The organism is Massilia sp. NP310 (genome assembly GCF_019443485.1).
Lineage (GTDB): Bacteria > Pseudomonadota > Gammaproteobacteria > Burkholderiales > Burkholderiaceae_D > Telluria > Telluria timonae.
Genome location: NZ_CP080379.1, coordinates 309225 through 333889, shown reverse-complemented (window position 1 = coordinate 333889; position 24665 = coordinate 309225). Strand labels below are relative to the sequence as shown.

The window sequence follows — 24665 nt, the reverse complement described above, 5'->3', positions numbered from 1 at the left end:
AGCCCACCGCGTTTATGACACACTTGCGCGGATTAATGCCTACCAGCAAGCAGTTTTCCTTCAATCCACCTACATCGTCAGACCATAGTCCAGGAACACGACCCGATGCCGCGCCGACCGATCCGTTCACTGACACTCGCGGCGGCCCTCACCCTGGGGGGCGGCCTGGCGGCTTCCCTCGGCCTGTTCGTGGGCGTCAGCCACCTCGAATACGACAATATGGCGCTCGCCTTCGCCCAGCGCGCCGACGAGCGGGTGGCGGCGGTGCGCCAGGGGATGAATGGGGCGATCGAAGTGCTGGCGGTGACCAACCAGCTGTTCTCGAACGGCGAGCCGGTCAGCCGCGAACGCTTCGCCGACTTCACCGCGCGCCTGCTGGAGCGGCACCAGTTCATCCAGGCCTTCCATTACCACCGGGTGGTGCGGGCCGACGAGCGCGCGGCGGTCGAGGCCGAGCTGCAGCACGTGCGGCCGGGCGCCGTCCTGACCGAAAAGACACCGGGCGGCCTGGCGCCGGCGGCGCCGCGCGGCCGCTACCACGTGATCGAGTACGTCGAGCCGATGCAGGGCAACGAAGGCGCCTTCGGCCTGGACCTGGGCCGCGACGCATCCCTCATGACCGCGCTCGACGGGGCGAAGAGCAGCGGCCAGCCCACCGCGACCAGCCTGTTCACGCTGGTGCGGACCGGGACCGTCGCCTTCGACCTGGTCATGCCGGTGTTCGGCAAGCGCGGCGAGCTGCTCGGCAATACCGCGGCCGTCGTCCGGGGCAAGCAGCTGGTGCACGAGTCACTGCTCGGGGCCGGCCTGCTGGACCGCGACGACATCTTCGTATCGGTGTATGCCGGCGAACAGGCCGATCCAGCGGCGCTGCTGCTGTCGACCGGACCCACCGCGCCCCGCGCGCGCCCGGCGCTGGCCGGCTGGCTGCGGCCGGACCATGGCATCCGCGCCACCGTGCTGCAGGCCGGCGGGCGCCCATGGCGGGTCGAGGTCGCTGCCGCGCCGCGCCCCTTCCTGGCCGACCACATGGCCTCGGTGGCGCTGCTGGTGGGCGGCATCCTGGTGACCCTGCTCGGCACCGCCTTCGTCCAGTCGGCGGGGATGCGCGCGCGCAAGGTCCAGCAGCTGGTACGCCAGCGCACCTCGGACCTGCGCCGCAGCAACCGCCGCCTGATCGAGGACATGGCCGCGCGCGAGCGCGCCGAAAAGGCGCTGCTGCAAAGCGAGCAGCGCTTCCGCCAGCTGGTCGCGATGTCGTCTGACTGGTACTGGGAGCAGGACAAGGATTTCCGCTTCACGATGATCACCGGCGGCTTCACCGAGAAATCGGGCGTTGCGGTCGAGGGCCTGCTCGGCAAGACGCGCTGGGAATACGTGCCGGGCCTGCTCGACAGCGAGGGCGGGCGCGAGCACCTGGCCAGGATGCAGGCCCACGAGGCATTCACGAATCTCGAATACCAGATCGTCGACGACCGCGGCGACACGCGCTGGTTCCTGGTCAACGGCCAGCCGATCTTCGACGACCAGGGCGCGCTGCAGGGCTACCGCGGCACCGGCAGCGACATCACCGAACGCAAGCTCACCGAGCAGCGCGTGCACCACGTGGCCCAGCACGACGTGCTGACCGGCCTGCCCAACCGCTCGCTGCTGCAGGACCGCCTGGGCCAGGCGCTCGCCTACGCCAACCACAGCGGCCGGCCGGTATGGGTGATGCTGATCGACCTGGACCGCTTCAAGTTCGTCAACGACAGCATGGGCCACAAGGCCGGCGACGTGCTGCTGGTGACGGTGGCGGCGCGCCTGCGCTCGTCGCTGCGCGATGCCGACACCGTGGCGCGCCTGTCGGGCGACGAATTCGTGGCCATCCTGGGCGAACATGCCGACGAGCCGCTCAATCCGGCCATCGTGCAGCGGGTGATGGATGCGGTGGCGCAGCCGGTCATGCTCGGCAACAAGGAATTCTTCGTCACCTGCTCGATCGGCGTGGCCGTGTATCCGAGCGAAGGCACGTCGAGCGAGAACCTGATCGAACATGCCGATATCGCCATGTACCGCGCCAAGAAGCTGGGCCGCAACAATTTCCAGTTCTATACCCCGGCCATGAACGAGGAATCGCTGGAGCGGGTGCGCATCGAAAGCGCGCTGAGGAATGCCCTCGAGCGCAACGAGTTCGTGCTGCACTACCAGCCGCAGGTCGACCTCAAGAGCGGCCAGATCGTGGGCATGGAAGCGCTGATCCGCTGGAACCATCCGGAGCTGGGCATGGTGCCGCCGGGCCGCTTCGTCGGCGTGGCCGAGGAGACCGGCCTGATCGTCCAGATCGGGGCCTGGGTGATGCGCACTGCCTGCGCCCAGAACAAGGCCTGGCAGGATGCGGGCTTGCCGCGCCTGCGGGTGGCGGTGAACCTGTCGGCGCGCCAGTTCGGCGCCCCCGACCTGCTGGAAAGCCTGGAGTCGGCCCTGTACGACACCGGGCTGGACCCGGCCTGCCTCGAGATCGAGCTGACCGAAAGCCTGTTCATGAGCGACGTCACGCCGGCGGTGGAGCTGCTGCACCGGATGAAGGCGCTCGGGGTGAACCTGTCCATCGACGACTTCGGCACCGGCTACTCGAGCTTCTCCTACCTGTCGCGCTTCCCGATCGACGTGCTCAAGATCGACCGCTCCTTCGTGGCCGACATCACGCATGATGCCAACGACGCCGCGATCGTGACCTCGATCATCGCCCTGGCCCACAACCTGAAGCTGGCGGTGATCGCCGAGGGCGTGGAAACGGCGGAACAGCTCGACTACCTGCGCAGCCACGGCTGCGACGAAATGCAGGGCTATTACTTCAGCAAGCCGCTGCCAGCCGATGACTTCGAGCAGTTGCTGCGCCAGCGCCGCGCGCTGCCGGCGCCGCAGCTCGAGCAGGAAGCATCATTGCCCGTTTAAATCGACGCTGAGGCGGCGCCGCAACGCCCCTATCCGGCAAGCATGAGAATTGTCTTCTCGAAAACATTTCCATAGCCATTTGATGATCGGTAGACGTACAATCACCGTGCTTATATTGCATTGACGGAGTACGACCATGATGATCAACGAAACGCCTGACGCGGCAAGCGCGTCCGGCGTGCAGGCGGGCCGCAGACAGCGCGTGGACGACCGAACGCGCGACCTGGTGAACCAGGCGGTGGCGTCGATCCCGACGCTCGGCCTGGCGCGCGCAGCGGAATTCCTGGCCACGATGAACGTGCCGGCCGAGGTGGCGGTGCGGGCGCTGGTCTATCCGAAGCTGCGCCGCGCCAGCTAGCCGCCGGCGCCACCGCTGGGTATCAGCGGCGTTCTTCCTGCTGGTCGATGTCGGCCAGCGATTCGCGGCCGCGCTCGCTGAGCGCATGGCCGCCCGCCTCGAGCGGCAGGATGTGCGATTTGCGGCCCAGGAAGCGCAGCACGTCTTCGTCGACCGCCGCCATCGGGTCGGCGGCGAGCGCGCGCAGGCCCAGCACGCAGCGGCGCAGGAACAGCACTTCTTCGCCTTTGTCGGTGAGCGCCAGCCGCTTGTCGCGGCCGAAGGACATCAGCTTGATGCCGCACAGGCGCTTGGTGTTGCGCCCGACGCAGGCCGTCGCCAGGTTCTGCTTGCCACCACGGCGCACCAGTTCCAGCGCATCGTATTCGTCCGTCGTCAGCTTTTCGTTTTTCATTACCGCATTCAATTAAGCAAAGGGCGCATGGTACGCGCCTCGGCCCATGGCGGCAACCTTCAGCGCAGCGAACGCAGCGCGTACCAGCCGATCCCGGCGCCGGCAATCACCCCGAGCAGCAGCGCCAGCCGGGCGTGGGTGGAATCCAGCAGCGGGCGGCGGCCCAGGTAAATCTTGTTGTACAAGGTCGAACCCATCATCTCCTCCTGCTTTTTATTGTTACAAGCTCATTATAGAAACCGCATTGTTGCCGCTATGTGACAGCGAGCACACCCGCGTCACGGACGACGAAAAAGCAACACCGCATGCGCCGTCCTGCCGCGCGCCGGGACTGCGGGCGGCCTGTTAGGATCGTACGACATTGACAACTTTAGCGGAGCACAGCATGAACGACCCGACGCCCAGTATCGATCCTAAAAACAAGGGCCGCGCGATGTACGACGAAGCGGACATCGGTAGCGGCGAACGTTCTCCGGGACAGCACGAAACCGATGAAATGATTCGCGGAATTCCTCCATTGCCATCGAACCGGCAGGCCGACGAAGGCGCGCCGCACGGCGGCAAAGAAGACAAAGAAGGCGGCGGTGCGCCGGAAGGCAACCGCCAGGGAACGCCCGGAGTCTGAGCTCCAGGCCGACTAGTGTGCCCGGATCGGCGGTTCGGGCAGGCGCGGTTCCTCGACCGGGGCATTGACCGGGTCGGGAACGTCGTCCGGCACCGGCGGCGGCGCGGGCGGCGCCGGCGGTTCGCCGGGAAATTCCGGGTCGGGCGTGGAATGGAAGTGCTGGCTGACGCGCTCGCGCCAGGATTCAAACGATTGCAGTTCGCTCATATGGGCCTCTCAGGTTGGACGCGCGCCGGACTTGCCTGGATGCTGGCGCGCGAGGACATGGAAGGCAACGTTGTTGCCTGCTGTTGCCTGTTACCGCGGCGGGCAGGCACCCGCCGCGCCGGTGGCGCACCACCGGCAAAACCACTCATCACTTCTCTCAGCGCCTGGCCTTCTGCTTGGCGCCGCCGCCGGCGCCTTCGCCGGTGCCGGCCTTGATGCGCGACTTGGCATTGTGGCTGCTCTTGTCCGACTTGCCGGCGCGCTGTTTGGCCTGGTCTTCCTCGGACAGGTTGCCCGGTGCGCCCGACTGCTTGTTCTGGGCGCCGCTCGACTTGGAGTTGCTCATGTTTCCCCTCCCGATCAGTGGATGAAGTCGACACCAGCCTAGCACGTATCCCGGCGCCGGGATTTTCGATTGGGCGGCCCTTGCCGCCATGTTCCACGCGCTGCAACTCGGCTATAGTGGCGGCTGTCCTGTCATTGTCATCCTGCCCATGCGCCTGTCCAGCCTGCTTCCAGCCCTCCTGTTCGGCGCGCTCCTGAACGCCCACGCCGCGCCAACGCATCCCAGTCCCATGAAACTCGATGAATACCTGGCCCTGACCGGCCCCGCCCCCACCGCCAGGCTCGCCTATGGCCCCGCCCCCTCGCAATATGCCGAACTGTTCGTGCCGCAGGGCGCGGGGCCGTTCCCGGTGGCGGTGCTGGTGCATGGCGGCTGCTGGACCAGCAAATTCGGCGGCATCCGCCAGTTTCGCAACATGGCCGGCGCCCTGGCCGCGCGCGGCATCGCCGTCTGGAACGTCGAATACCGGCGCGTGGACGAGGAAGGCGGCGGCTATCCCGGCATGTACCTCGACATGCATGCGGCGCTCGACCTGCTCGCAGCCAATGCGGCGGCGCACAAGCTCGACCTGGAACGCATCGTCGCGGTGGGCCATTCGGCCGGTGGCCAGCTGGTGCAGTGGATCGCGGGCCGGGCGCGCATCCCGGCCGGCAGCCCCCTCTACCACTCCGATGGCCTGAAGGTCGACCGCATCGTCAGCCTGGGCGGCCTGGCCGACCTGCGCCATGAAGCGGCGCTGATCAAGTCCAGCTGCGATCGCGACATCGCGCAACTGGCCGGCACGCCGAGCCCCGAACGGCCGGACGTGCTGGTCGACACCAACGCCGCCGACCTGATGCCCAACGGCAGCCGCACCTGGCTCGTGACCGGGGCGCTCGACACGATTTCGCCGCCACAGGTGGCCCACGACTACGCGATGCGGGCGAAGGCCGCCGGCGACGCGGCCGAGGTCGTGATCCTGCCGGACGCCAGCCACTACGACGAAGTGGCCGCGACCTCGCCCGCCTGGCCGCACGTGCTGCGGGTGATCGAACAGGCGCTGGACATTCAATGAAACACGAAGGAGTCTCCATCTTGAAACCGATCGCGCCGGCACTGCTGGCGATGAGCTTGCTCGCCACTTCGGCTGCCGCGCTGGCGCAATCCTGGTCGCGCGTGGCCGACGCCTCGCTGGCGCGCCAGGAAATCTATCCGACCGTGCTGGACGACAAGGTCTACGTCGCCGGCGGCATCCTGAGCGCGGCGCCGGGCTTCACAGACCTGTTCGAAGCCTATGACGCGGGAGCGGATCGCTGGACCAGGCTGGCGCCGCTGCCCGAAGGCCGCCACCACATCGCCCTGGCCGCGGCCGGCGGCAAGATCTACGGCATCGGCGGCTTCTCCGGCGCGATTCCCGACTGGCGCGCCCACGCCTCGGTCTTCATCTACGACCCGAAGGCCGACCGCTGGTCGAACGGCCCCGCCCTGCCGCAGCCCCGGGCCGAAGGCGTAGTGGCAACGAGCGGCGGCAAGATCTACTTCATCGGCGGACGCATGCCGACCAACCCCGATGCGAAGCACGTCAGCGAACACGCCGACACCAACCGCGCCGAGGTCCTGGACCCACGCTCGGGCCGCTGGTCGCGCATCGCGGACGCCCCCAGCGCGCGCAACAGCGCGGCCGGCGCCGCGATCGGCGACAAGATCTACGTCGTGGGCGGACGGCAGATGGTCAAGCAGGCCGACGGCAGGTCGCGTCCGGTCAACGTGGCGACGCTGGAGGTATATGACCCAGCCGGCGATCGCTGGGAGACCCGCGCGCCGATGCCGCTGGCCCAGGGCGGCCTGGCGGCGGCCGCCCATGATGGAAAACTGTACGTGTTCGGCGGCGAGCAGTTCGTCCCGCAAGCCAGGGTGTTCGCCGAATCCTGGGTGTACGACCCGGCACTGGACCGCTGGTCGGCGCTGCCGGCCATGCCGACGCCGCGCCATGGACATGGCGCGGCGGTGGTCGGCAACCGCGTCTACCTGATGGGCGGCGGCGAGAAGGTCGGGGTCGCCGCCAGCGCCGCGCACGAAGCGCTCGCGCTGCCGGCCAGGTAAGCCGGGGCGCTACGCGACCATTCGTCAGTAGAGCACCACCGAGCGGATCGATTCGCCGCTTTTCATCAGGTCGAAGCCTTCGTTGATGCGTTCGAGCGGCAGGCGGTGGGTGATCAGGTCGTCGATATTGAGCTTGCCTTCCATGTACCAGTCGACGATCTTCGGCACGTCGGTGCGGCCGCGGGCGCCGCCGAAGGCCGAGCCCTTCCACTCGCGCCCGGTCACCAGCTGGAACGGCCGGGTCGCGATTTCCTGGCCGGCGGCGGCCACGCCGATGATGAAGGACTGGCCCCAGCCTTTATGGGTGCATTCGAGCGCCTGGCGCATCAGCGTGGTGTTGCCGACGCACTCGAAGCTGTAGTCGGCGCCGCCGTCGGTCAGCTGCACGATGTGGTCGACCACGTTCGCGACCTCGTTCGGATTGATGAAATCGGTCATGCCGAACTTGCGGGCCATGGCTTCGCGCGCCGGATTGATGTCGACGCCGATGATCTTGTCGGCGCCGACCATCTTCGCGGCCTGGATCACGTTCAGGCCGATGCCGCCGAGCCCGAACACGACCACATTGGCCCCGGCCTCCACCTTGGCCGAGAACAGCACCGCGCCGACGCCGGTGGTGACGCCGCAGCCGATGTAGCAGACCTTGTCGAACGGCGCATCGCTGCGGATCTTCGCCAGCGCGATCTCGGGCACCACGATGTAGTTCGAAAAGGTCGACGTGCCCATGTAGTGGAACAGCGGCTTGCCGTCCAGCGAGAAGCGCGAGGTGGCGTCGGGCATCAGGCCGCGCCCCTGGGTCGATCGGATCGCCTGGCACAGATTGGTCTTGCGCGACAGGCAGAATTTGCACTGGCGGCACTCCGGCGTGTACAGCGGGATGACGTGGTCGTCCTTCCTGAGGGTGGTCACGCCCGGGCCGACGTCGACCACGACGCCGGCGCCCTCGTGGCCCAGGATCGCCGGGAACAGGCCTTCCGGATCGGCGCCCGACAGCGTGTAGTAATCGGTGTGGCAGATGCCGGTGGCCTTCAGCTCGACCAGCACCTCGCCTGCGCGCGGGCCTTGCAGGTCCACTTCCTCGATCGTCAGCGGCTGGCCCGCCTGCCATGCGACGGCTGCTTTGGTTTTCATGGTGATCCTCGTTTGATTTGATTGGCCGACAGTATGCGCGCCCGGACCCGCGCCCTGGACCGCAGGACGCGAGAATGGCAGGATTTTGCCGCATGAAGACTGGATTTTGCCGCTGGCTGCGGCGACAATGGCGCATGACCAGCACGCCCCCACCCGCCACCGACGCCATCGCGGAGCGCACCCGGACCGTCGACATCGTGGTCTACCCCGGCTTCAAGGCAATGGAGGCGATCGGGCCGATGTCGGTGTTCGAGTACGCCAACCTGCATCTCGCACGCCGTCAGCGGCCGCCCGGCTACGACGTGCGCATTGCCTCATACCGTCTCGGCCCGGTGCCGTCGGACACCCTGATGTCGCTCGAGGCGACCAAGGTATTGAACACGCTGTCCCTGCCCCACAGCGCGATCGTGGTCGGCGCCCGCCACATCGAGGCGGCCCTGGCGGACGGCGCCGCGATCGTCGACTGGGTGGCGGCGGCCTGCCCCCGCATCGAACGCCTGGCGTCGCTCTGTTCGGGCGCCTTCTTTCTCGCCGCCGCCGGAGTACTCGACGGCAAGCGCGCCACCACCCACTGGAGCGTGGCCGAGCGCCTGCAGGCGTTTCACCCCGCCATCGCGGTCGAGGCCGACGCGATCTTCATCCGCGACGGCAAGCTGTGGACCTCGGCCGGCGTCACCGCCGGCATGGACCTGGCGCTGGCCCTGGTCGAGGAAGATTTCGGGCGCGACCTGGCGCTCGAGGTGGCCACCGAAATGGTGGTCTACCTGAAGCGTCCCGGCGGCCAGTCGCAATTCAGCTCCTACCTCAAGAGCGAACGCACCGCGCGCCCGAACATCCGCGAATTGCAGAACTGGATCCTGGACAATCTGCACGAACGCTTCACGACGGCGCAGCTGGCCGCCAGGGCGATGATGAGCGAGCGCCACTTCGCCCGCGTGTTCCAGCAAGAGGTGGGCCTGAGCGCCCAGGAATTCATCGAGGCCAGCCGCTTCGAACGGGCCACCCACCTGCTGGCCGACATTGCGCTGCCCCTGAAGACGGTGGCGGCGCGCGCCTGCTTCAGCGACGAGGCGCATATGCGGCGGGTGTTCATGAAGAAGCTGGGCATTACCCCGAAGCTGTACCGCGAACGCTTTGCAACGACCGGACTCGACAGCGCCGCATGAGCGCCGCCTGGCGCGTCAGTCGAACCGAACCCGCCGCGCCAGCGGCAGATCGACCACCAAATCGCTGCGCGCCAGCGCCACACAAGGCAAAATATAGCCTTCCCGCTTCTCGTCGAACGACAGGCCGGGCCACTCGATGGTGTAGGCCACCGTGCCTTGCCGCAGGCGGCAGATGCAGGTGCGGCAGGTGCCGTTGCGGCAAGAACTGGGGGCGTCGAAGCCGGCCGCCTCGAGCGCCTGCAGCAGGGTCGTGTCTTCCTGCGCGGAAAAGCCGGCGCCGAGGGGTTCGAGGATGACGGTATGACGGGTCGGCATGGTGCATGGATTGTAGCGCCTGGTGGAACAAACTGGACAAGATTGAAGAGTTCGTTCACGCACAGACCCGCTTGATTCATGTCATTACGCTAAGGTTTCCAGAAGCATATTGCAGGAGACCGTATGAAGAAAGCCACCGCACTGACCCTGATCGCCGCCCTTGGAGGCGTCTTCCCTCATGCCTTCGCGCAGCAGCCGGTTGGCCAGCCAGCTCCTGTCCAGCAGCCGCTGCAGCAGCAAGCCGCACCGGGCACGCCCATGCAGGCCGCGCCTGCGCCGGCCGGCGCGGTCCAGGATCCCGCCATCGCCGAACAGGCCGAGTTCGAACGCCTGCTGCGGGCCCAGGTGCTGCTCGAGCGCCAGTACCTGTCGCCGGGCGAGATCGACGGCGCCTATGGCTCGAACATGCGCCAGGCCCTGAACACCTTCCAGGCCCAGCGCAATCTCCCGGTCACGGGCAAGCTCGACGAAGCCACCTGGAACGCACTGAACGCCGACGCCAGCCCGACCCTGGCCGAATACACGATCGCCGCGGAAGACGTCGCCGGCCCCTTCCAGCCGATCCCGGACACCATGATGGGCAAGGCCAAGCTGCCGGCGCTCGGCTACGCCACGGCGCTCGAAGGGCTGGGAGAAAAATTCCATGCGAGCCCGGCCCTGCTGCAGCGCCTGAACCCGGGCAAGTCCCTGGCGCAGGCAGGCGAACGCATCATGGTGCCGCATGTGAGCGGCAAGCAGCCGCTGGCGCCGGCAGCGAAGGTCGTGGTGCGCGATTCGACCAAGACCCTGCAGTTGTATGACGCCGGCGGCCAGTTGCTGGCCCAGTATCCGGTGTCGACCGGCAGCAAGCGCGATCCACTGCCGATCGGCAATTGGAAGATCAATGGCGTGCATGCCAATCCGGTCTACAACTACAACCCGAAACTGTTCTGGGACGCCAAGCCCGGCGACAGCAAGACCCAGATCAAGCCTGGCCCGAACAACCCGGTCGGCGTGATGTGGATCGACCTGTCCAAGCCGCACTACGGCATCCACGGCACCCCGGTGCCCGGCCACGTGGGCAAGACCGAGTCGCATGGCTGCATCCGCCTGACCAACTGGAGCGCCGCGGAAGTGGGCGCCGTCGTCGGCGAAGACACCGACGTCGAGCTCGTCAAATAATCTTCATATCAACAAACCAGCGGCGCGGGAGGCGCCGGACGGAGAACGCGATGAAATGGCTGATGACCCTGATCGTTGGCGCGCTGTTGGGCGCCGGGGTGTTGTTCGTGCTGCTGAGCGACGATTCGGGCTCGCCGGCGCCGGAGGTCGTCGCCACCGCGCCCCCGAGCTCGAACCCGGGCGGCGTGCCCGCGGCGCAGATCGAGGGCCAGCTGCCGCCCGCGCCGGTGGTCGAACCGAACCTGCTTGACGCCGACCTGCCGCTGCGTCCGGAACACGCCGACGGCGCCGCGCCCATGGCCCCGGCCACCGTTCCCGGCAAGCTGCTGGTGCCGGTCCAGGGCATCGCGTCGAACCAGCTGACCGACACGTATTACCAGCCGCGTGGCGAGCAGCGCCAGCACGAAGCGCTCGACATCATGGCGCCGACCGGCACGCCGGTGCGCGCGGCGGCCGACGGCAAGGTGGTCAAGCTGTTCCAGAGCAAACCGGGCGGCCTGACGGTCTACCAGTTCGATCCGAGCGAGCAGTATGCCTATTACTATGCCCACCTCGACCGCTACGCCGACAATATCAAGGAAGGCATGGACGTCAAGCGCGGCGACATCGTGGGCTATGTCGGCGCGACCGGCAATGCCGATCCAGCCGCGCCGCACCTGCACTTCGCCGTCGTCGCGCTGACGCCCGAGAAGCAGTGGTGGAAAGGCACGCCGCTCAATCCGTTTCCACTAATGTCCGACCAGTAGCCGGGGCTCTCGACGGCTCGGGCACCGGCTCGTCGACGTCCGCCCCCACATTGATCGCGGCGTAGGCGCGCTGCACCGCGATCGCCTCGCGTCCGCCTGCGCCATACAGCTCGCCGGCCGCCTCGATCATCTTGACGCGCGCGTCGGCGTAGTTGGTGCTGGACGTGAACTTGGTCGTGTTGGCGCGGAACCAGATACGGAAGGCCTTGTCGATGCCGATGCCCGTCATCGCCAGCGGCTGCTTGACCAGGAAGCGGCTCCAGGCATCGTTAGCGTTGTCCGCGCTCGAACCCTTCGCCAGGAAATAGAACATGCGGTTGTTCGGGCCGCTGCTGTAATGGACGTCCAGCCGGCGCAGGCCCGTGCTCCAGGCGTCGTGACTATTGCCGTCCTTGCTCGGCTTGATCATCCAGCGCAGTGGCGTGCCGGTGCGGCTGATCTCGCTGCCCAGCATCCAGTCATTGCCGGTGTCGGGGATCACGTCGCCGGCGCCGCCGCCGCGCGCATAGGCTTCGACCACCTCGCCCGCGATGTCCGAACTCGATTCGTTCAGGCCACCCGGCTCGCCCGAGTACACCAGGTTCGAGGTGGCGGCCGTGATGCCGTGGCCCATCTCATGGCCGACCACGTCGATCGACCCCAGGTTCGTGAAGAACGTGCCGTCGCCGATGAACATGCAGCGGCAGGTATCGCTGTAATAGGCGTTGTCGTAGCCGCGGTTGACGTGCACCGCGATGTGGGTGGCCGTGTCCTGGCCGTCCAGCGCCAGCCAGCCCAGCACGTTCTTGTGCATGTCATAGGTGTTCTTCAGGCCCCACATGGCGTTGACGGCGGCGGTCTGGCCGTTCGGTCCCGTGGTGCTGCCGCCCTCGACGAACTGCTTGCCGTCGCCCCAGGTGTTGACGGTGTTGGTATACACCCGGCCGCTCGAGGTGCCGTGGTTGGCGTTGGTGATCGCCATCGCGCCGAACGACCCGCCCTTGCCGCGTTCGGGGTCGAGCATCTGGTAGACGTTGTTGGCGAAGGTGGTGCTGAGCGGGACCTGGCCGTTGTACTGGCTGTTGCCGATGCCCTCGACGGTCTGCAGCATGTTCCAGCGGTCGATGATCTCGCCGTCGCGGGCGTTCACGACCACGTCGTAGTACAAGGGTTGTTCACCGCTGCGCATGCGCAGCCGCACCAGCCAGGCCAGCTCGTAGCGATCGACCGTCTCGACCAGGTCGACCGCGTTCAGCTCGGACTCGAGCTTGCCCTCGGCGCCGGGCGCGCGTTCGTCGCGCATCATCGGATAGATCAGCAGTTCGGCGGTCGGCGCCACCACGTTGACGACGCCGTCCGGCATGTCGCGCAGCGCGACGGCGATCGCGGCCTTGCGGTTGATGGTGGGCTTGATATTGAAGCCGCCGGTGGCGCCCTGCATGCGGTTGGCGGCGCCGCGGCCAAGGTGCAGGCGCCGTGGCGAGGCGCTCTCGGACACGATCTGGCGGCGCGCGTCGAGCACCACCACGGATTCCGAGCCGAAAATCCTGAGACCCTTGTACAGGTGGGCGGCGCGCACCACATGGGTGCCCTGCACGCCCGGGTGCTGGGCCATCACCTTGTAGCCGTGGTCGGCGTCGAGGCCGACCGCCGGGCGGCGCGCCGCCAGCTGGTTGACGACCTGGGCCTGGGCCTTGCTGTCCAGCTTGAGCGGCGGCCCCATCATCGGCGCGGCCAGGGCAGCGGGCACGAACGCGGGCACAAACGCGGGCGCGAACAGGACGGCAGCCGCCAGCAGGGCTGCCTTGAGAAGCGGTTGCGGGATCATCTCGTCTCCATCCGGTATGCCGGGCCGGGGGGCGCCGGTCATCGACCATGATGGACGAGCTCGTAAAGGTTGGTTTGCTCAAAAACAATGACCGCGTTGTCAATGTTGACAACGCGGTCATGGCGTGCGGCCAGACAGGCCGGGTCAGCGATAGCGACCGTCGCGCCGTTTCATCAGGTAGCAGGCGGCGCCGATCACGGCCGCGCCGATCGCCACTTTCTTCACCAGCCCGGCCGGATTGTGCTTGAGCTCGGACTTGATGCCCATCTCGGCCAGGATGTTCGGCACCTTGCCCTTGGCCAGGTCGTCGCCGATGCCCTCGACCACGTTGACGCGGTCGGCCAGCAGCAGCAACAGCCAGTGGCGCAGGTCGTTCTCGGTGCTCTTGAAGGCCAGGCGCCGGATCGCGCCCGACAGGCCGGATGGCGGTTGCGCCGAGCCGAACAGCGGCGTACGGCCGGGACGCTCGGTCGAGACCAGCACCTCCACATGCTGCTCCTGCGGCACCGGATCGCCGTCGGGGATGTGGATGAAGCGCGGCGGGGTGCGCTCCATCGGCACGGCGGGCCGGTTCTTGCGGTCGAGGTCGGCGCCCCAGCCCTGGATGTGCTGCAGTTGCTCGCGGGTGGGACGGCGCGGCGCGATGGCGCCGTGCACGTGGCCCACATGGCCTTCGCCGTCATGTTCGCCCGGGGCGTGGTGGCCGTCGTGCTGGTCGTTGGCGGCAACGATATCGTGTCGTGTTTCCATGGTTTCTCCTATGATCGATTGCCGCGCTCAATGGCCGGCGCTGGCCTTGACGGCGCGCACTTCGTTGGCGCGCGGCGGGATCAGGACAGTCTTGATGCACTCGTCCAGCTTGCTCGAGAAGATGTGATAGGCATCCGATACTTCTTCCAGCGGAATCCGGTGGGTGATGATCTGTTTCGGATCGATGCGGCCGGCGCGGATGTGCTCGATCAGGCGCGGCAGGTGGCGCCGCACGCTGGCCTGGTTCATGCGCAGGGTCAAGCCCTTGTTCAGCGCATTGCCGATCGGGACCGCGTTGAAGGTCGGGCCATACACGCCGACGATCGAGACGTTGCCGCCCTTGCGCACCGAGTTGATGCACCAGTGCAGCACGGTGGCGGCGCCGGCCTGCATCATCGTGTAGACGCCGGTGATGGTCTGCATGGTGTTGCCGGCCGCTTCGCAGCCGACCGCGTCGATGCAGACGTCGGCGCCCATCCAGTCGGTCATCTTCTTGATGTGCAGCGCCATGTCCTTCACTTCCCTGAAGTTCACGACCTCGCACTGGGCGTAGCGCTTGACGAATTCGAGACGGTACTCCACGTGGTCGACCACGATCACCCGTCCCGCCCCCATCAGCCAGGCCGACTTGGCGGCGAAGATGCCGACCGGTCCGGCGCCGAACACGACCACGGTGTCGCCCTCCTTGATGTCGCCCATCTCGGCCGCCTGGTAGCCGGTGGGCAGCGCGTCGGTCATGAGGACGGCGTCGTCGTCATGGATATCGTCGGGAATCACCATCGGGCCGACGTCGGCCATCGGCACCCGCACGTATTCGGCCTGGCCGCCGTCGTAGCCGCCCGCCGTGTGCGAGTAGCCATAGATGCCGCCCACCGCCGTGGCTTGCGCATTCGTGTTGTGGCAATTGCCGAACAACTCGTGCTGGCAAAAGAAGCAGGAGCCACAAAACAGGTTGAACGGCACCAGGACCTTGTCGCCGACCTTCAGGTGCTGCACGCTCGACCCGACCTCTTCGACCACGCCGATGAACTCATGGCCGAAGGTGTGGCCGACGCGGGTGTCGGGCACCAGGCCGTGGTACAGGTGCAGGTCCGAGCCGCAGATGCAGGCCCGGGTGACGCGCACGATGGCGTCGCCGGGATGCTCGATGACGGGATCGGGCTTGTGATCGGCGCGGACCCGGTATGGCCCGCGGTAGTTCATTGCCAGCATGAGTACTCCTTCACAATTCGGTTGGTCGCGGCTCGTATGGATACGAGTTGATGTGACACAAACTTATGTCAAAACGTCACGAATTGCGATAGGCGCACGGAAACGAACGCAAATTTTACGTAATTTTATCGAATAAAATCAGTGAATTATTTAAAATTGGCAACAAATCGATGCCAATTATAGACTTTTGGCATCAAATGTATTGCAGGACGCCACCTGCCCGCTTTCCAGGCCACGCTGGAACCAGCGCACCCGCTGGGCCGAGCTGCCGTGGGTAAACGAATCGGGCACCACGACGCCACGCGCCTGCTTCTGCAAGGCGTCGTCGCCGATGGCGCTGGCCGCGTTCAGGGCCGTCTCGACGTCGCCCTGCTCCAGGATTTTCTCGCGCTGGTTGGTGCGGTTGGCCCACACGCCGGCGAAGCAGTCGGCCTGCAATTCCAGGCGCACCGACAGGGCATTGCCCTGGGTTTCGCTGGCCCGCTGCTGGGCCGCATGCACCTTATTGGAAATGCCCAGCAGGTTCTGCACGTGGTGGCCGACTTCGTGCGCGATCACATAAGCCTGGGCGAATTCGCCCTCGACGTTGAAGCGTTGCTGCATGGTGCGGAAGAAGCCCAGGTCGATATACACCCTGCCATCGGCCGGGCAATAGAATGGGCCGGTCGCGCTTTCGCCGGTGCCGCAGGCGGTGCTGGTGCGGCCTTCGAACAGCACCAGTCGGGCCGGCGTGTACTGCGCGCCCTGTTCGCTGAACAGCTGGGCCCAGGCATCCTCGGTATAGGCCAGCGTGGTGCGCACGAAGCGTGTCTCGCGATCGTCGGCACGCTCGGCGCGCGGCTGCTCCACCTGCGCCTGCTGCTGCGGCGGCGCACCGCCCGACAGCAGTCCAAGGATGGTGGCCGGCGAGACACCCAGGAAATAGGAGGCGACCACGGCGACGACGATGGTGCCGATGCCGATCGAGCGGCCTCCGAAGCCGAAACCGCCACCCCCGCCGCCGCCATCGCCACGCCGGTCTTCTACATTGTCGCTTTCACGGTCGCCTTCCCAACGCATCTGTTCTCCTTGTGTTCAGTTTTCGTTTTCAGTTACCGCCGCGCCTGAGATTGCAGGTGTCGGCGCGTTCGCGCGCGTCCTTGCCGCGCAGGTCGTCCAGCGCGCCCAGGCCGGCGCGCAATTCGTCGTGCAGCGCGCGCTCGCGGCGCTCGCGTGCGATCTCGCGCGCCATGCGGCTGCGCGGCACTTCGTCCAGTTCCATGCGCGTCATGATTTCTCTCTCGCTCTCGATTTTCCGGTCGATTTTTTTGGCTGCCCCGGTTGATCACATAATGCACCAAATCCGGCCCGCGCACGAACACATGCTACGTGCGTGCGCGCACGGAGCGGCCGCCCCGCCTGTGCCACGCTGGCGCAATGAACCCATCCAACGCCAACGCCCTCCTCGCCCTCGGCACGGCCCTGCGCCAGGCCGGTTACCGCTTCATGACGGTCACGCCCTCGACCCATCGCCGCATCAACAACCGGCCCGGCAACGAACGCGCGCACGACCTGCGCGGCGTGTTCGGCTGGAGCCGGCCGTTCGGCCGTGAGCTGCTGCCGGCCAGCGTGCTGCAGTTGATGGTGGATGCCGGCGTGCTGGAAGAAACAGGGGATGGGTTGCGTTCGCTGGTCCGGGCGTCGACCCTGGACGACATGCTGCTGTTCCACTCGGCGTGGCCGACGCGCGACGACGACGCCGTGTTCTTCGGCCCCGACACCTACCGCTTCGTGAACGCCATGCGGCGCGGCTTCGCCTTCGTCGGCGCCGGGCCGGAGCGCGCAGTGGACATCGGCTGCGGCGGCGGCGCCGGCGCGCTCACCATCGCCCGCACATTCCCGCACGCCGAAGTGATCGGCGCCGACATCAACCCGAAGGCGCTCGAGCTGGCGATGGTCAACGCCCGCCTGAACGGAGCGTCCAACCTGGCGCTGGCCCAGTGCGACCTGTTCGACGGCCTGCAGGGCGACTTCGACCTGGTGGTGTCGAACCCGCCCTTCGTGGTCGATCCGGATGCGCGCCGCTACCGCCATGGCGGCGGCGAACTCGGCGCCGAACTGTCGCGCCGCATCGCCGAACAGGGCCTCGGACGCCTGCGCCGCGGCGGCAGCCTGATGCTCTACACCGGCGTGGCCCTGTGCGGCCAGCGCGACCACTTCCTGGAAAGCCTGCGCCCGACCCTGGAAGCGCAATGCGACACCTGGACCTACGAGGAACTCGATCCGGACATCTTCGGCGGCCAGCTGGGCGAACCGGGCTACGAGGACGTGGAACGGATCGCGGCGGTGTGGCTGCACGCGGTCAAGCGCTGAGCGGCGCGGGATGCTGGACCGATGATTCAGGTATCGGGAGGAATCTGGTTCAGAATTTCTGCTCATACTGCACACGCCAGCCGAGATAGCCTTCGACGAAGATCCGGCTTTCGAGCGCGCGTCCAGGGTCGGCATAGGCGTCGGCGCGCTCGCTATCGTTCCTGAGAACATTGAAGAGCGAGAATCGCACCTGGCGTCCGGCGTCGAGCTGGTACAAGGCATACGCTTGCAGATCGCGTCGTTGCGAGACGAAGCTGGATTCTTCGTGCGACAGCCGGGTCCAGCCGCCCGCGACCATCGACAAGCTTGCGCCGACGGTGATGGCGTCGCGTTTGTAGTCGGCGCCGAGATTGGCGGACCATCTCGGTTGGCGGTCGAGGCGGTTGTCCGGCCCTGGCACGGCATCGACCCGTGACCAGTTGCGTGCGATATTGGCGCGCAGGTCGATTGGCGGCGCCGCGGCGAACAGCGCGGTGAGCGGCACTTTGGCTTCGAGCTCCAGCGTGCGCACCGTGGCCTCGCCGGAATTCTCCGGATATGCGAGCCAGCGCTCGCCGTCATACCTGATCGCATTCCTGATCAAGCCTGTTACCTTGCGCAGGCCGGCGCTCACCGATGCCATCGCCTTGTTCGTCCAGTAATGCTCGAAGGCCGCATCGACGCCGGTGGCGAGTTCCGGTTCCAGCTGCGGATTGCCGGTCTGGTCCGGCGACACGGCGGAATTGTACGAGGTATAAAAATGGCGTGGGATCAGCTGCCGCAGTTCCGGGGCCTTATAGGTCCGCGTCAGCGCAAGCCGGATCTGATCGTTGTGACTGCCCGGGATCTTCCATACGGTCTGGACCAATGGACTGAACACGCTGGAACGGCGCTCGACGCCTTCGGCGTCGCCACCGGTCCGGGTTTCCAGCGCTTCCCAGCGCATGCCCAGGTAAATCGACCAACCGGGAGCGACATCCCACTCGTCCTGCACGTACAAGGCCAGCCGGGAAATCCTGGCGTGATAGGTATTGTCAAAATTGACCGGGGAAGACGCGGTCGACGCGAGGGCTTCGCGCTGGACTTCGTGTTCCTGGTACCGGCTGTACCCCGCGTCCCAGCCGAAGGCGATCGCGTGCTTGTCAGCCCAGTCCGCCGACACCTTTCCCGTCCATGTGCCGCCCTGGTCCGCGACGTCGGTATCGTAACGCCGGTCCAGCGCGCTCAGCGCGCTGTCGGTCAGCCCCAGCCGGAACATCCCGCGCTCCGTACGGGAGCGATACAGCCCCAGCTTGCTGTCGAGCTTGCCCCGCTCGCCCAGATCCCTGGCCCAGTTCAGGTCGGACCGGATACTGGCATTCTTTCCATCATAGTCCAGCAGCAATAAAGGATAGGGATAAAGCGGACCCGATTCGACGACCGTCGTCTGGTGGCTCGTGCCGGCGGAGCGCGAAGCGTTGACGAACGTTTGCCATGCCAACTTGTCGCCGCGCTCGGAGTCCCACTGGATGCGTGCATTCGCGTTCAGGCCGGTAAAGCGGTTATCGTTGCGGCTAACCGTGGCGCGCACCTGGTCGGCGTCCGCGCCGTGGTGACGCTCGCGGACCCGTTCATGCATGCCCTGGCCTACATCGCTGTGGTTGATGCCGGCCCCGACGCTGTACGCATACTCTTCCAGCTTGTCGGACGCATTCAGGGTCAAGCCGGGATACCGGGCACTGGCCGCGCCGCCGAAACCGGCGATGAGCTCGCGGCTGGCTTTCGAGGCATCCCTCCTGAGGATCACGTTGATCGTCCTCGCGATGGCCTGCGTGCTGAATTCCGCCGTTGCCGCGCGCATGATCTCGATCCTGGCAATCGACCCCGGCGCCAGGCTGTCCAATGAAAATCCGGTGGGAGGCCGATCGCCGTTGATCAGCACCTGGGTATAGCCGCTGCCCAGTCCACGCATCCGTATCTCGTTGTTCACGACCGTCACGCCAGGCTGGCGCTTCAACACATCGAGCACGGTGCGATCCCCATATTTGAGCAGGTCATCGCGGTCCACGACGATGCGCGTCGTCGTTTCGTTGCGACGCTCCGAATCGGCACTGCCACGAACCGCAACCGTTGCCACCTGACTGGTCGGCGAATCGCCTTGTCCCGCATGTGCTTCAAACGCCGACAGAATACCCAGGAAAAAAACGGCGCTCCGACATCTCATTACAGATACCTCGCTTATCTTTCCGACGTAGACTAAATGATCTAGATTAGATTGTCTATAACTTCCCGTGGTTCGACACCATCGATGCGCGACGCATGCGCGGGCCAGAAAAGGAAAAGCCACCTTGCGGTGGCTGTTTTCATGCTACTTGGCGGAGAGGGTGGGATTCGCCTACATCCTGCAGGCCGCGGCATCGCGAATACGCGATGCCCTTCGAATCTCCCCCCTTGGGGACACACGTAGGGCGCGCAGGCGCCCTACTCCTCTGTGACGTTCCGGAATGAAAAAAGCCACCTTGCGGTGGCTTTTTTCATGCTACTTGGCGGAGAGGGTGGGATTCGCCTACATCCTGCAGGCCGCGGCATCGCGAGTACGCGATGCCCTTCGAATCTCCCCCCTTGGGGACACCCGTAGGGCGCGCAGGCGCCCTACTCCTCTGTGACGCCCCGGAATGAAAAAAGCCACCTTGCGGTGGCTGTTTTCATGCTACTTGGCGGAGAGGGTGGGATTCGAACCCACGGTACGGTCACCCGTACGCCTGATTTCGAGTCAGGTACATTCGACCACTCTGCCACCTCTCCTGAATCGGTGCTGCGTGGTCGCGTAAGCGAGGCCGCATTATAGCGGACGCCTGGCGAAAGTTGCAAGGCATGCGCGCCAGGTAAATTTTCATGCCGGCGGACCGTTCAGCCGCAGGCATCAGTTCTCGATCTGCCCGCTCGCCAAGCGTCGCTCGGAGGTCGTGCGCCAGCGCCTCGACCGGGCGCGCCTGGAATGGCTCCATATGGGCGCCGTTCAGGCGAAGATGGCCCAGTTGCGCTGCTGCGTGACAGGGTCGGTCGGCTCATGCTCCGCGCAATCGATGCGCAGGAAGGAGATCGGCAGCGGCGCACCGACCAGCTCGCAATGGTGCGGCACCTCGGCGCGCGGATATTTGTTGGCCTCGAAGTGTCGGCACGACAGGCAGGCGCGCAGCTGGGGAACTAGCGGATGTCGACCCGCTGGTGCGGCTCGAACTCGTGGTAGATGTCGCTCTGGTGCAGCGGAATGTACATGTGCAGGCGTTTGCCGCGGTGGAAGACGCCGCGCAGCGTATTGCACGCCTCCCAGGCGCGCTCGTAGGAATCGGCGATGTGCAGCACGGCCCACGGGCTGTCGGGCGAGCCTTCGCGGATCATCTCGACGCGGCGGATGTGGAAGAACGGCGCGAAGCTCTCGACGATGGCGCTCTCGCAGGCGTCGCCGTGCAGGCCGGACAGGATGACTTTCATGGTTGCTCCAGGGTTCAGGCGATGATGTTCAGGCCACCGTCGACGTAGACGGTGCTGCCCGTCAGGCGGCGCGCGAAGTCCGAGGCGAGATAGGCGCACACCTGGCCGACGTCGTCGATGTCGACCAGCTCCCCCAGCGGCGAGCGCGCCACCGCATCGCTCAGCAGCAGGTCGAAATCCTTCAGCCCCGAGGCGGCGCGCGTCTTGAGCGGCCCGGGCGAGATGGCATGCACGCGGATGTCGCGCGGCCCGAGTTCGTAGGCCAGGTAGCGGCAGCACGATTCCAGCGCCGCCTTCACCGGCCCCATCACGTTATAGTTGGGCACCACCTTGTCGGCGCCGTGGTAGCTCATCGCGAACATGCTGCCGCCCTGCGTCATGAGCGGCGCGGCCAGCTTCGCCATGCGCACGAAGGAATGGCACGACACGTCCATCGCCTGCAGGAAGCCGTCCAGCGAGCAGTCGAGCAGGCCGCCCTGCAGGTCGGCCTTCGGCGCGAAGGCGATCGAATGCACCAGGATGTCGAGGCGGCCGGATTGCTGCAGTTCGGCGAACAGCGCCTCCAGCTGTCCCGGTTCGCGCACGTCGAGCGGCAGCAAACGCGCCCCGAGTTGCGCGGCCAGCGGTTCGACGTGCGGGCGCGCCTTGTCGTTCAGGTAGGTCAGCACCAGCTCGGCGCCGAGCGCATGAAAGGCCTTGGCGCAGCCCCAGGCGATCGAGTGCTCGTTGGCGACGCCGACCACCAGCGCGCGCTTGCCTTCCAGGATGGGATGATGGTTCATGCTGCCTCCAGCAGATCGCGGGTATGGCGGGCGATCATGAGTTCTTCGTTGGCCGGCACCAGCCATATCGACATCCGGCTGGCGGGCGCGCTGATGCGGGCGACGCCGGGCGGCGGCGCGGCGTTCAGGCCTGGATCGAGCTCGGCGCCGAGCCAGGCGGCGTCGCGGCAGACGGCGGCGCGCAGGCGCGCGCTGTTCTCGCCGATCCCGCCCGAGAACACCAGCGCATCCAGGCCGCCCAGCGAGGCCGCCAGCGAACCGAGCTCGCGGCCGATCCGGTAGACCAGCAAGTCGATCGCCAGCTGCGCGCGCGGATCGCTGCTGGCCTCCAGCGTGCGCATGTCGGACGACAGGCCCGAGACGCCCAGCAGCCCCGACTCCTGGTACATCAGGCGCTGCACGCTCGACACTTCCATGCCCAGTTCCTCGATCAGGTAGATCACCACGCCCGGATCGAGCGCGCCGCAGCGCGTGCCCATCGGCAGGCCGTCGACGGCGGTGAAGCCCATGGTGCTGGCCACGCTGCGCCCGCCGCGCATGGCGCACATGCTGGCGCCGTTGCCGAGGTGGGCCGCGACCACCCGCGCGCCGGCCAGCGCCGGCTCATGCTGCGGCAAGGTGGCCGCGATGTATTCGTAGGACAGGCCGTGGAAACCGTAGCGGCGGATGCCGAGGTCGGTGATCGCCGGCGGCAGCGCGAAGGCCTGGGCCAACGCCGGCTGCGCCGTATGGAAGGCGGTGTCGAAGCAGCCGACCTGCGGCAGCCCGGGCGCCAGCGCCATCAGGGCGCGCACCGGCGCCAGGTTGTGCGGCAGGTGCAGCGGCGCGAGCGGCACCAGCCGCTCCAGGCGTTCGAGCACGGGCTCGATCAGGCGTTGCGGACCGCTGTAGTCGACGCCGCCGTGCACGATGCGGTGGCCCACCGCGCGCACCCGGTAGCCAGCGAGTTCACGCTCGGCGAAGTCGATCAGGAAGGCCATGCCGGCGTGGTGGTCGAGCGCGTCGGGCCAGCTCCGTTCGCCGACCGTGGCCGCGTCGGCGTCCTGCGCGATAAAGCGCGTCGCGCCGCGGTACAGGTTCTCGATCCGGCCCTTGAATGCCAGCGCCAGGTCGGGCAGGCGGTGCACCGAGAACTTGATGCTGGACGAGCCGGCATTGATGACGGCGACGCAGTCCGTGGCGTGCGGCTGCATCTCAACGCCCCGCCAGCCGGGCGCTGGCCAACTGGTGGCGCGCCAGCAGCACCGCCACCGCGCACGAGGCCAGGCGCGCCGCGACCGTGTCGGCGCGGCTGGTCAGGATCAGCGGCACGCGCGCGCCGAGCACGATGCCGGCCGCCGCCGCGCCGGCCATGAAGCTCAGGCTCTTGGCCAGCATATTGCCGGCTTCGAGGTCCGGCGCCACCAGCACGTTGGCGCGGCCCGCGACCGGCGACACCAGGCCCTTGACGGCGGCGGCCTGCAGGTCGATCGCATTGTCCATCGCCAGCGGGCCGTCCAGGATGCCGCCCGTGATCTGGCCGCGGTCGGCCATCTTGCACAGGGCCGCGGCGTCGATCGTCGACGGCATCTTGTCGCTCACGGTTTCCACCGCCGCCAGGATCGCCACCCGCACGCCCTCGAAGCCGAGCACCCGGGCCAGGTCGATCGCGTTCTGCACGATGTCGCGCTTGGCCGCCAGGTCGGGAATGATGTTGATGGCGGCGTCGGTGATGATCAGGGGTTCGCTGCGGCCCGGCACGTCCATCACGAAGCAGTGGGAGAGGCGCCGCGCCGTGCGCAGGCCGGTGGCGCCGGACACCACGGCGCCCATCAACTCGTCGGTGTGCAGGCTGCCTTTCATCAGGGCCGCCGCCCTGCCCTCGCGCACCAGCTCCACCGCGCGTGCGGCCGAGGCATGGCTGTGCTCCGTGTCGACCAGGGCCAGCGCGCCGATATCGAGGCCGGCCGCGTCGGCCGCGCCGTGGATGCGCGCCACGGGTCCGACCAGCAGCGGCGCGATCAGGCCGATGCGGGCGGCGTCGAGCGCCGCCTCGATCGCGTAGCGGTCGCAGGCATGGGCCACCGCCACCGTGACTGGCCCCTGCTCGCGCGCGGCGGCGATCAGGTGGTCATAATAGGGATGCGTGGTGTTCACCGGCTCCATGGCCTCCTCCTCATTGCATGACCGGTAGATGGTAGCATTGGATGATAGCAAAGCAACAGTTTTATGCTGCGGCGCAGCATGACTTGATCTGGTTTAAGAAAATCGACGAGGACGAGCATGAATGCAATCGATGCGCGGGCGAGCAGTGTGGTGCTGGTCGACTATCAGGCGCGGATGATGCCGGCGATCCATGGCGCGGACGATGTCGTCGCCAGGGCGCTGCTGTTGGCGCGCGCGGCCGCGCTGCTGGAGGTGCCGGTGCTGGGGACCGAGCAGAACCCCGAACGTCTCGGCTCGAACGCCGAGGCGCTGGCGCGCTTGTGCGTGCAGACGGTGCCGAAGACGCATTTCGATGCCTGCGAGGATGGCCTGCTGGCGGCGCTCGACGCGCAGGGCCCTGGGCGCCGGCAAGTGGTGCTCGCCGGTTGCGAAGCCCACGTCTGCCTGCTGCAGACGGCGCTCGGCCTGCTGCGCGCCGGCCGCGATGTATATGTGGTGGAGAACGCGAGCGGCTCGCGCCGGCCGTCCGACCACGCCGCCGCCATGCGCCGCCTGCGGCATGCCGGCGCGACGATCGTGACGCACGAGATGGTGCTGTTCGAGTGGCTGCACGATTGCCGCCACCCGCGCTTTCGCGAGGTGCTGGCGCTGGTCAAACAAGGCCCCCCAAAGCCTGTTTAGGACAAGGGCTCCTGA

Annotated in this window: 27 protein-coding genes and 1 tRNA gene; 10 read left to right on the top strand and 18 right to left on the bottom strand. The window is 67.0% G+C overall.

Annotated features, from left to right (window positions below):
• Window positions 1-105 precede the first annotated feature (105 nt).
• Both KY496_RS01540 and KY496_RS01535 read left to right on the top strand, forming a co-directional pair.
• Entirely contained in the window at window positions 106-2937 is a 2832-nt protein-coding gene (locus KY496_RS01540; RefSeq protein ID WP_219863557.1) for an EAL domain-containing protein, read from the top strand.
• 136 nt (window positions 2938-3073) lie between these two features.
• On the top strand, window positions 3074-3295 hold the full coding sequence (locus KY496_RS01535; RefSeq protein ID WP_005669630.1) for a hypothetical protein: 222 nt from the start codon (window positions 3074-3076) through the stop codon (window positions 3293-3295).
• A 22-nt stretch (window positions 3296-3317) separates the two neighbouring features.
• Here KY496_RS01535 and KY496_RS01530 read toward each other — a convergent pair whose 3' ends face one another.
• On the bottom strand, window positions 3318-3689 hold the full coding sequence (locus KY496_RS01530; protein WP_005669628.1) for a hypothetical protein: 372 nt from the start codon (window positions 3687-3689) through the stop codon (window positions 3318-3320).
• Window positions 3690-3748: 59 nt separating this feature from the next.
• A complete protein-coding gene (locus KY496_RS01525; protein ID WP_218146021.1) occupies window positions 3749-3889 on the bottom strand; it encodes a hypothetical protein in 141 nt (46 codons plus the stop codon).
• A 185-nt stretch (window positions 3890-4074) separates the two neighbouring features.
• Here KY496_RS01525 and KY496_RS01520 point away from each other — a divergent pair, with 185 nt between their 5' ends.
• The gene (locus tag KY496_RS01520) at window positions 4075-4314 is read left to right on the top strand and encodes a hypothetical protein (protein ID WP_219863555.1); all 240 of its coding nucleotides are present in this window, start codon (window positions 4075-4077) and stop codon (window positions 4312-4314) included.
• Between the two features lie 12 nt (window positions 4315-4326).
• Here the strand turns inward: KY496_RS01520 and KY496_RS01515 are convergent, their stop codons facing one another.
• Together KY496_RS01515 and KY496_RS01510 are read right to left on the bottom strand one after the other, a co-directional pair.
• Window positions 4327-4521 (bottom strand): hypothetical protein, encoded by a 195-nt coding sequence (locus tag KY496_RS01515; protein ID WP_005669623.1) that lies wholly within the window; start codon window positions 4519-4521, stop codon window positions 4327-4329.
• Between the two features lie 157 nt (window positions 4522-4678).
• The gene (locus KY496_RS01510) at window positions 4679-4867 is read right to left on the bottom strand and encodes a hypothetical protein (RefSeq protein ID WP_071363290.1); all 189 of its coding nucleotides are present in this window, start codon (window positions 4865-4867) and stop codon (window positions 4679-4681) included.
• 88 nt (window positions 4868-4955) lie between these two features.
• Here KY496_RS01510 and KY496_RS01505 point away from each other — a divergent pair, with 88 nt between their 5' ends.
• On the top strand, window positions 4956-5921 hold the full coding sequence (locus tag KY496_RS01505; RefSeq protein ID WP_219863553.1) for an alpha/beta hydrolase: 966 nt from the start codon (window positions 4956-4958) through the stop codon (window positions 5919-5921).
• Between the two features lie 20 nt (window positions 5922-5941).
• Entirely contained in the window at window positions 5942-6949 is a 1008-nt protein-coding gene (locus KY496_RS01500) for a kelch repeat-containing protein (protein ID WP_219863552.1), read from the top strand.
• A 24-nt stretch (window positions 6950-6973) separates the two neighbouring features.
• On the opposite strand, the gene KY496_RS01495 is transcribed toward KY496_RS01500, so the two are convergent.
• Window positions 6974-8080: an S-(hydroxymethyl)glutathione dehydrogenase/class III alcohol dehydrogenase gene (locus tag KY496_RS01495; protein ID WP_005669617.1), complete on the bottom strand. Its 1107-nt coding sequence runs from the start codon at window positions 8078-8080 to the stop codon at window positions 6974-6976.
• Window positions 8081-8214: 134 nt separating this feature from the next.
• Here KY496_RS01495 and KY496_RS01490 point away from each other — a divergent pair, with 134 nt between their 5' ends.
• Window positions 8215-9246: a GlxA family transcriptional regulator gene (locus KY496_RS01490; protein WP_184239602.1), complete on the top strand. Its 1032-nt coding sequence runs from the start codon at window positions 8215-8217 to the stop codon at window positions 9244-9246.
• Window positions 9247-9261: 15 nt separating this feature from the next.
• Here the strand turns inward: KY496_RS01490 and KY496_RS01485 are convergent, their stop codons facing one another.
• Complete coding sequence (locus tag KY496_RS01485) at window positions 9262-9561, bottom strand: 2Fe-2S iron-sulfur cluster binding domain-containing protein (protein ID WP_005669614.1); 300 nt, start codon at window positions 9559-9561, stop codon at window positions 9262-9264.
• Between the two features lie 123 nt (window positions 9562-9684).
• Here KY496_RS01485 and KY496_RS01480 point away from each other — a divergent pair, with 123 nt between their 5' ends.
• Both KY496_RS01480 and KY496_RS01475 read left to right on the top strand, forming a co-directional pair.
• The gene (locus tag KY496_RS01480) at window positions 9685-10722 is read left to right on the top strand and encodes a L,D-transpeptidase (protein WP_219863550.1); all 1038 of its coding nucleotides are present in this window, start codon (window positions 9685-9687) and stop codon (window positions 10720-10722) included.
• Between the two features lie 50 nt (window positions 10723-10772).
• Entirely contained in the window at window positions 10773-11468 is a 696-nt protein-coding gene (locus tag KY496_RS01475; RefSeq protein ID WP_219863548.1) for a M23 family metallopeptidase, read from the top strand.
• Here KY496_RS01475 and KY496_RS01470 read toward each other — a convergent pair.
• The 5 genes from KY496_RS01470 to KY496_RS01450 all read right to left on the bottom strand — a co-directional run bounded on the left by KY496_RS01470 (window position 11437) and on the right by KY496_RS01450 (window position 16507).
• The gene (locus tag KY496_RS01470; protein WP_219863547.1) at window positions 11437-13275 is read right to left on the bottom strand and encodes a M4 family metallopeptidase; all 1839 of its coding nucleotides are present in this window, start codon (window positions 13273-13275) and stop codon (window positions 11437-11439) included. The genes KY496_RS01475 and KY496_RS01470 overlap by 32 nt on opposite strands.
• A 144-nt stretch (window positions 13276-13419) precedes the next feature.
• Window positions 13420-14025, bottom strand: a complete 606-nt coding sequence (locus KY496_RS01465; protein ID WP_219863545.1) for a hypothetical protein — start codon at window positions 14023-14025, stop codon at window positions 13420-13422.
• A 27-nt stretch (window positions 14026-14052) separates the two neighbouring features.
• Window positions 14053-15237, bottom strand: coding sequence for a zinc-dependent alcohol dehydrogenase (locus KY496_RS01460; protein WP_005669607.1), 1185 nt, complete (start codon window positions 15235-15237; stop codon window positions 14053-14055).
• A gap of 177 nt (window positions 15238-15414) precedes the next feature.
• Window positions 15415-16296 carry a neutral zinc metallopeptidase gene (locus KY496_RS01455; RefSeq protein WP_005669605.1) on the bottom strand — a complete coding sequence of 294 codons (882 nt, stop codon included), beginning with the start codon at window positions 16294-16296 and terminating at the stop codon, window positions 15415-15417.
• 28 nt (window positions 16297-16324) lie between these two features.
• On the bottom strand, window positions 16325-16507 hold the full coding sequence (locus tag KY496_RS01450) for a hypothetical protein (protein ID WP_005669603.1): 183 nt from the start codon (window positions 16505-16507) through the stop codon (window positions 16325-16327).
• A gap of 146 nt (window positions 16508-16653) precedes the next feature.
• On the opposite strand from KY496_RS01450, the gene KY496_RS01445 reads away from it, so the two are divergent.
• The gene (locus KY496_RS01445; protein ID WP_219863543.1) at window positions 16654-17589 is read left to right on the top strand and encodes a class I SAM-dependent methyltransferase; all 936 of its coding nucleotides are present in this window, start codon (window positions 16654-16656) and stop codon (window positions 17587-17589) included.
• A gap of 49 nt (window positions 17590-17638) precedes the next feature.
• Here KY496_RS01445 and KY496_RS01440 read toward each other — a convergent pair whose 3' ends face one another.
• From KY496_RS01440 to KY496_RS01410, 7 genes are all read right to left on the bottom strand, one after another.
• On the bottom strand, window positions 17639-19771 hold the full coding sequence (locus KY496_RS01440) for a TonB-dependent siderophore receptor (protein ID WP_219863541.1): 2133 nt from the start codon (window positions 19769-19771) through the stop codon (window positions 17639-17641).
• Window positions 19772-20262: 491 nt separating this feature from the next.
• Window positions 20263-20352, bottom strand: a tRNA-Ser gene (locus KY496_RS01435).
• Between the two features lie 214 nt (window positions 20353-20566).
• On the bottom strand, window positions 20567-20689 hold the full coding sequence (locus KY496_RS27275; RefSeq protein WP_267873247.1) for a hypothetical protein: 123 nt from the start codon (window positions 20687-20689) through the stop codon (window positions 20567-20569).
• Between the two features lie 65 nt (window positions 20690-20754).
• Window positions 20755-21042: an RNA-binding protein gene (locus tag KY496_RS01425; RefSeq protein ID WP_005669597.1), complete on the bottom strand. Its 288-nt coding sequence runs from the start codon at window positions 21040-21042 to the stop codon at window positions 20755-20757.
• Window positions 21043-21056: 14 nt separating this feature from the next.
• Window positions 21057-21824, bottom strand: coding sequence for an enoyl-ACP reductase FabI (fabI, locus tag KY496_RS01420; RefSeq protein WP_184239545.1), 768 nt, complete (start codon window positions 21822-21824; stop codon window positions 21057-21059).
• A complete protein-coding gene (locus tag KY496_RS01415; RefSeq protein WP_219863539.1) occupies window positions 21821-23017 on the bottom strand; it encodes an acetate/propionate family kinase in 1197 nt (398 codons plus the stop codon). The genes fabI and KY496_RS01415 overlap by 4 nt, the downstream gene beginning before the upstream one ends.
• Window position 23018: 1 nt before the next feature.
• Window positions 23019-23969, bottom strand: a complete 951-nt coding sequence (locus tag KY496_RS01410; protein ID WP_219863538.1) for a phosphate acetyltransferase — start codon at window positions 23967-23969, stop codon at window positions 23019-23021.
• Between the two features lie 117 nt (window positions 23970-24086).
• Here KY496_RS01410 and KY496_RS01405 point away from each other — a divergent pair, with 117 nt between their 5' ends.
• Window positions 24087-24650, top strand: coding sequence for an isochorismatase family protein (locus KY496_RS01405; protein ID WP_184239548.1), 564 nt, complete (start codon window positions 24087-24089; stop codon window positions 24648-24650).
• Window positions 24651-24665: the final 15 nt, after the last annotated feature.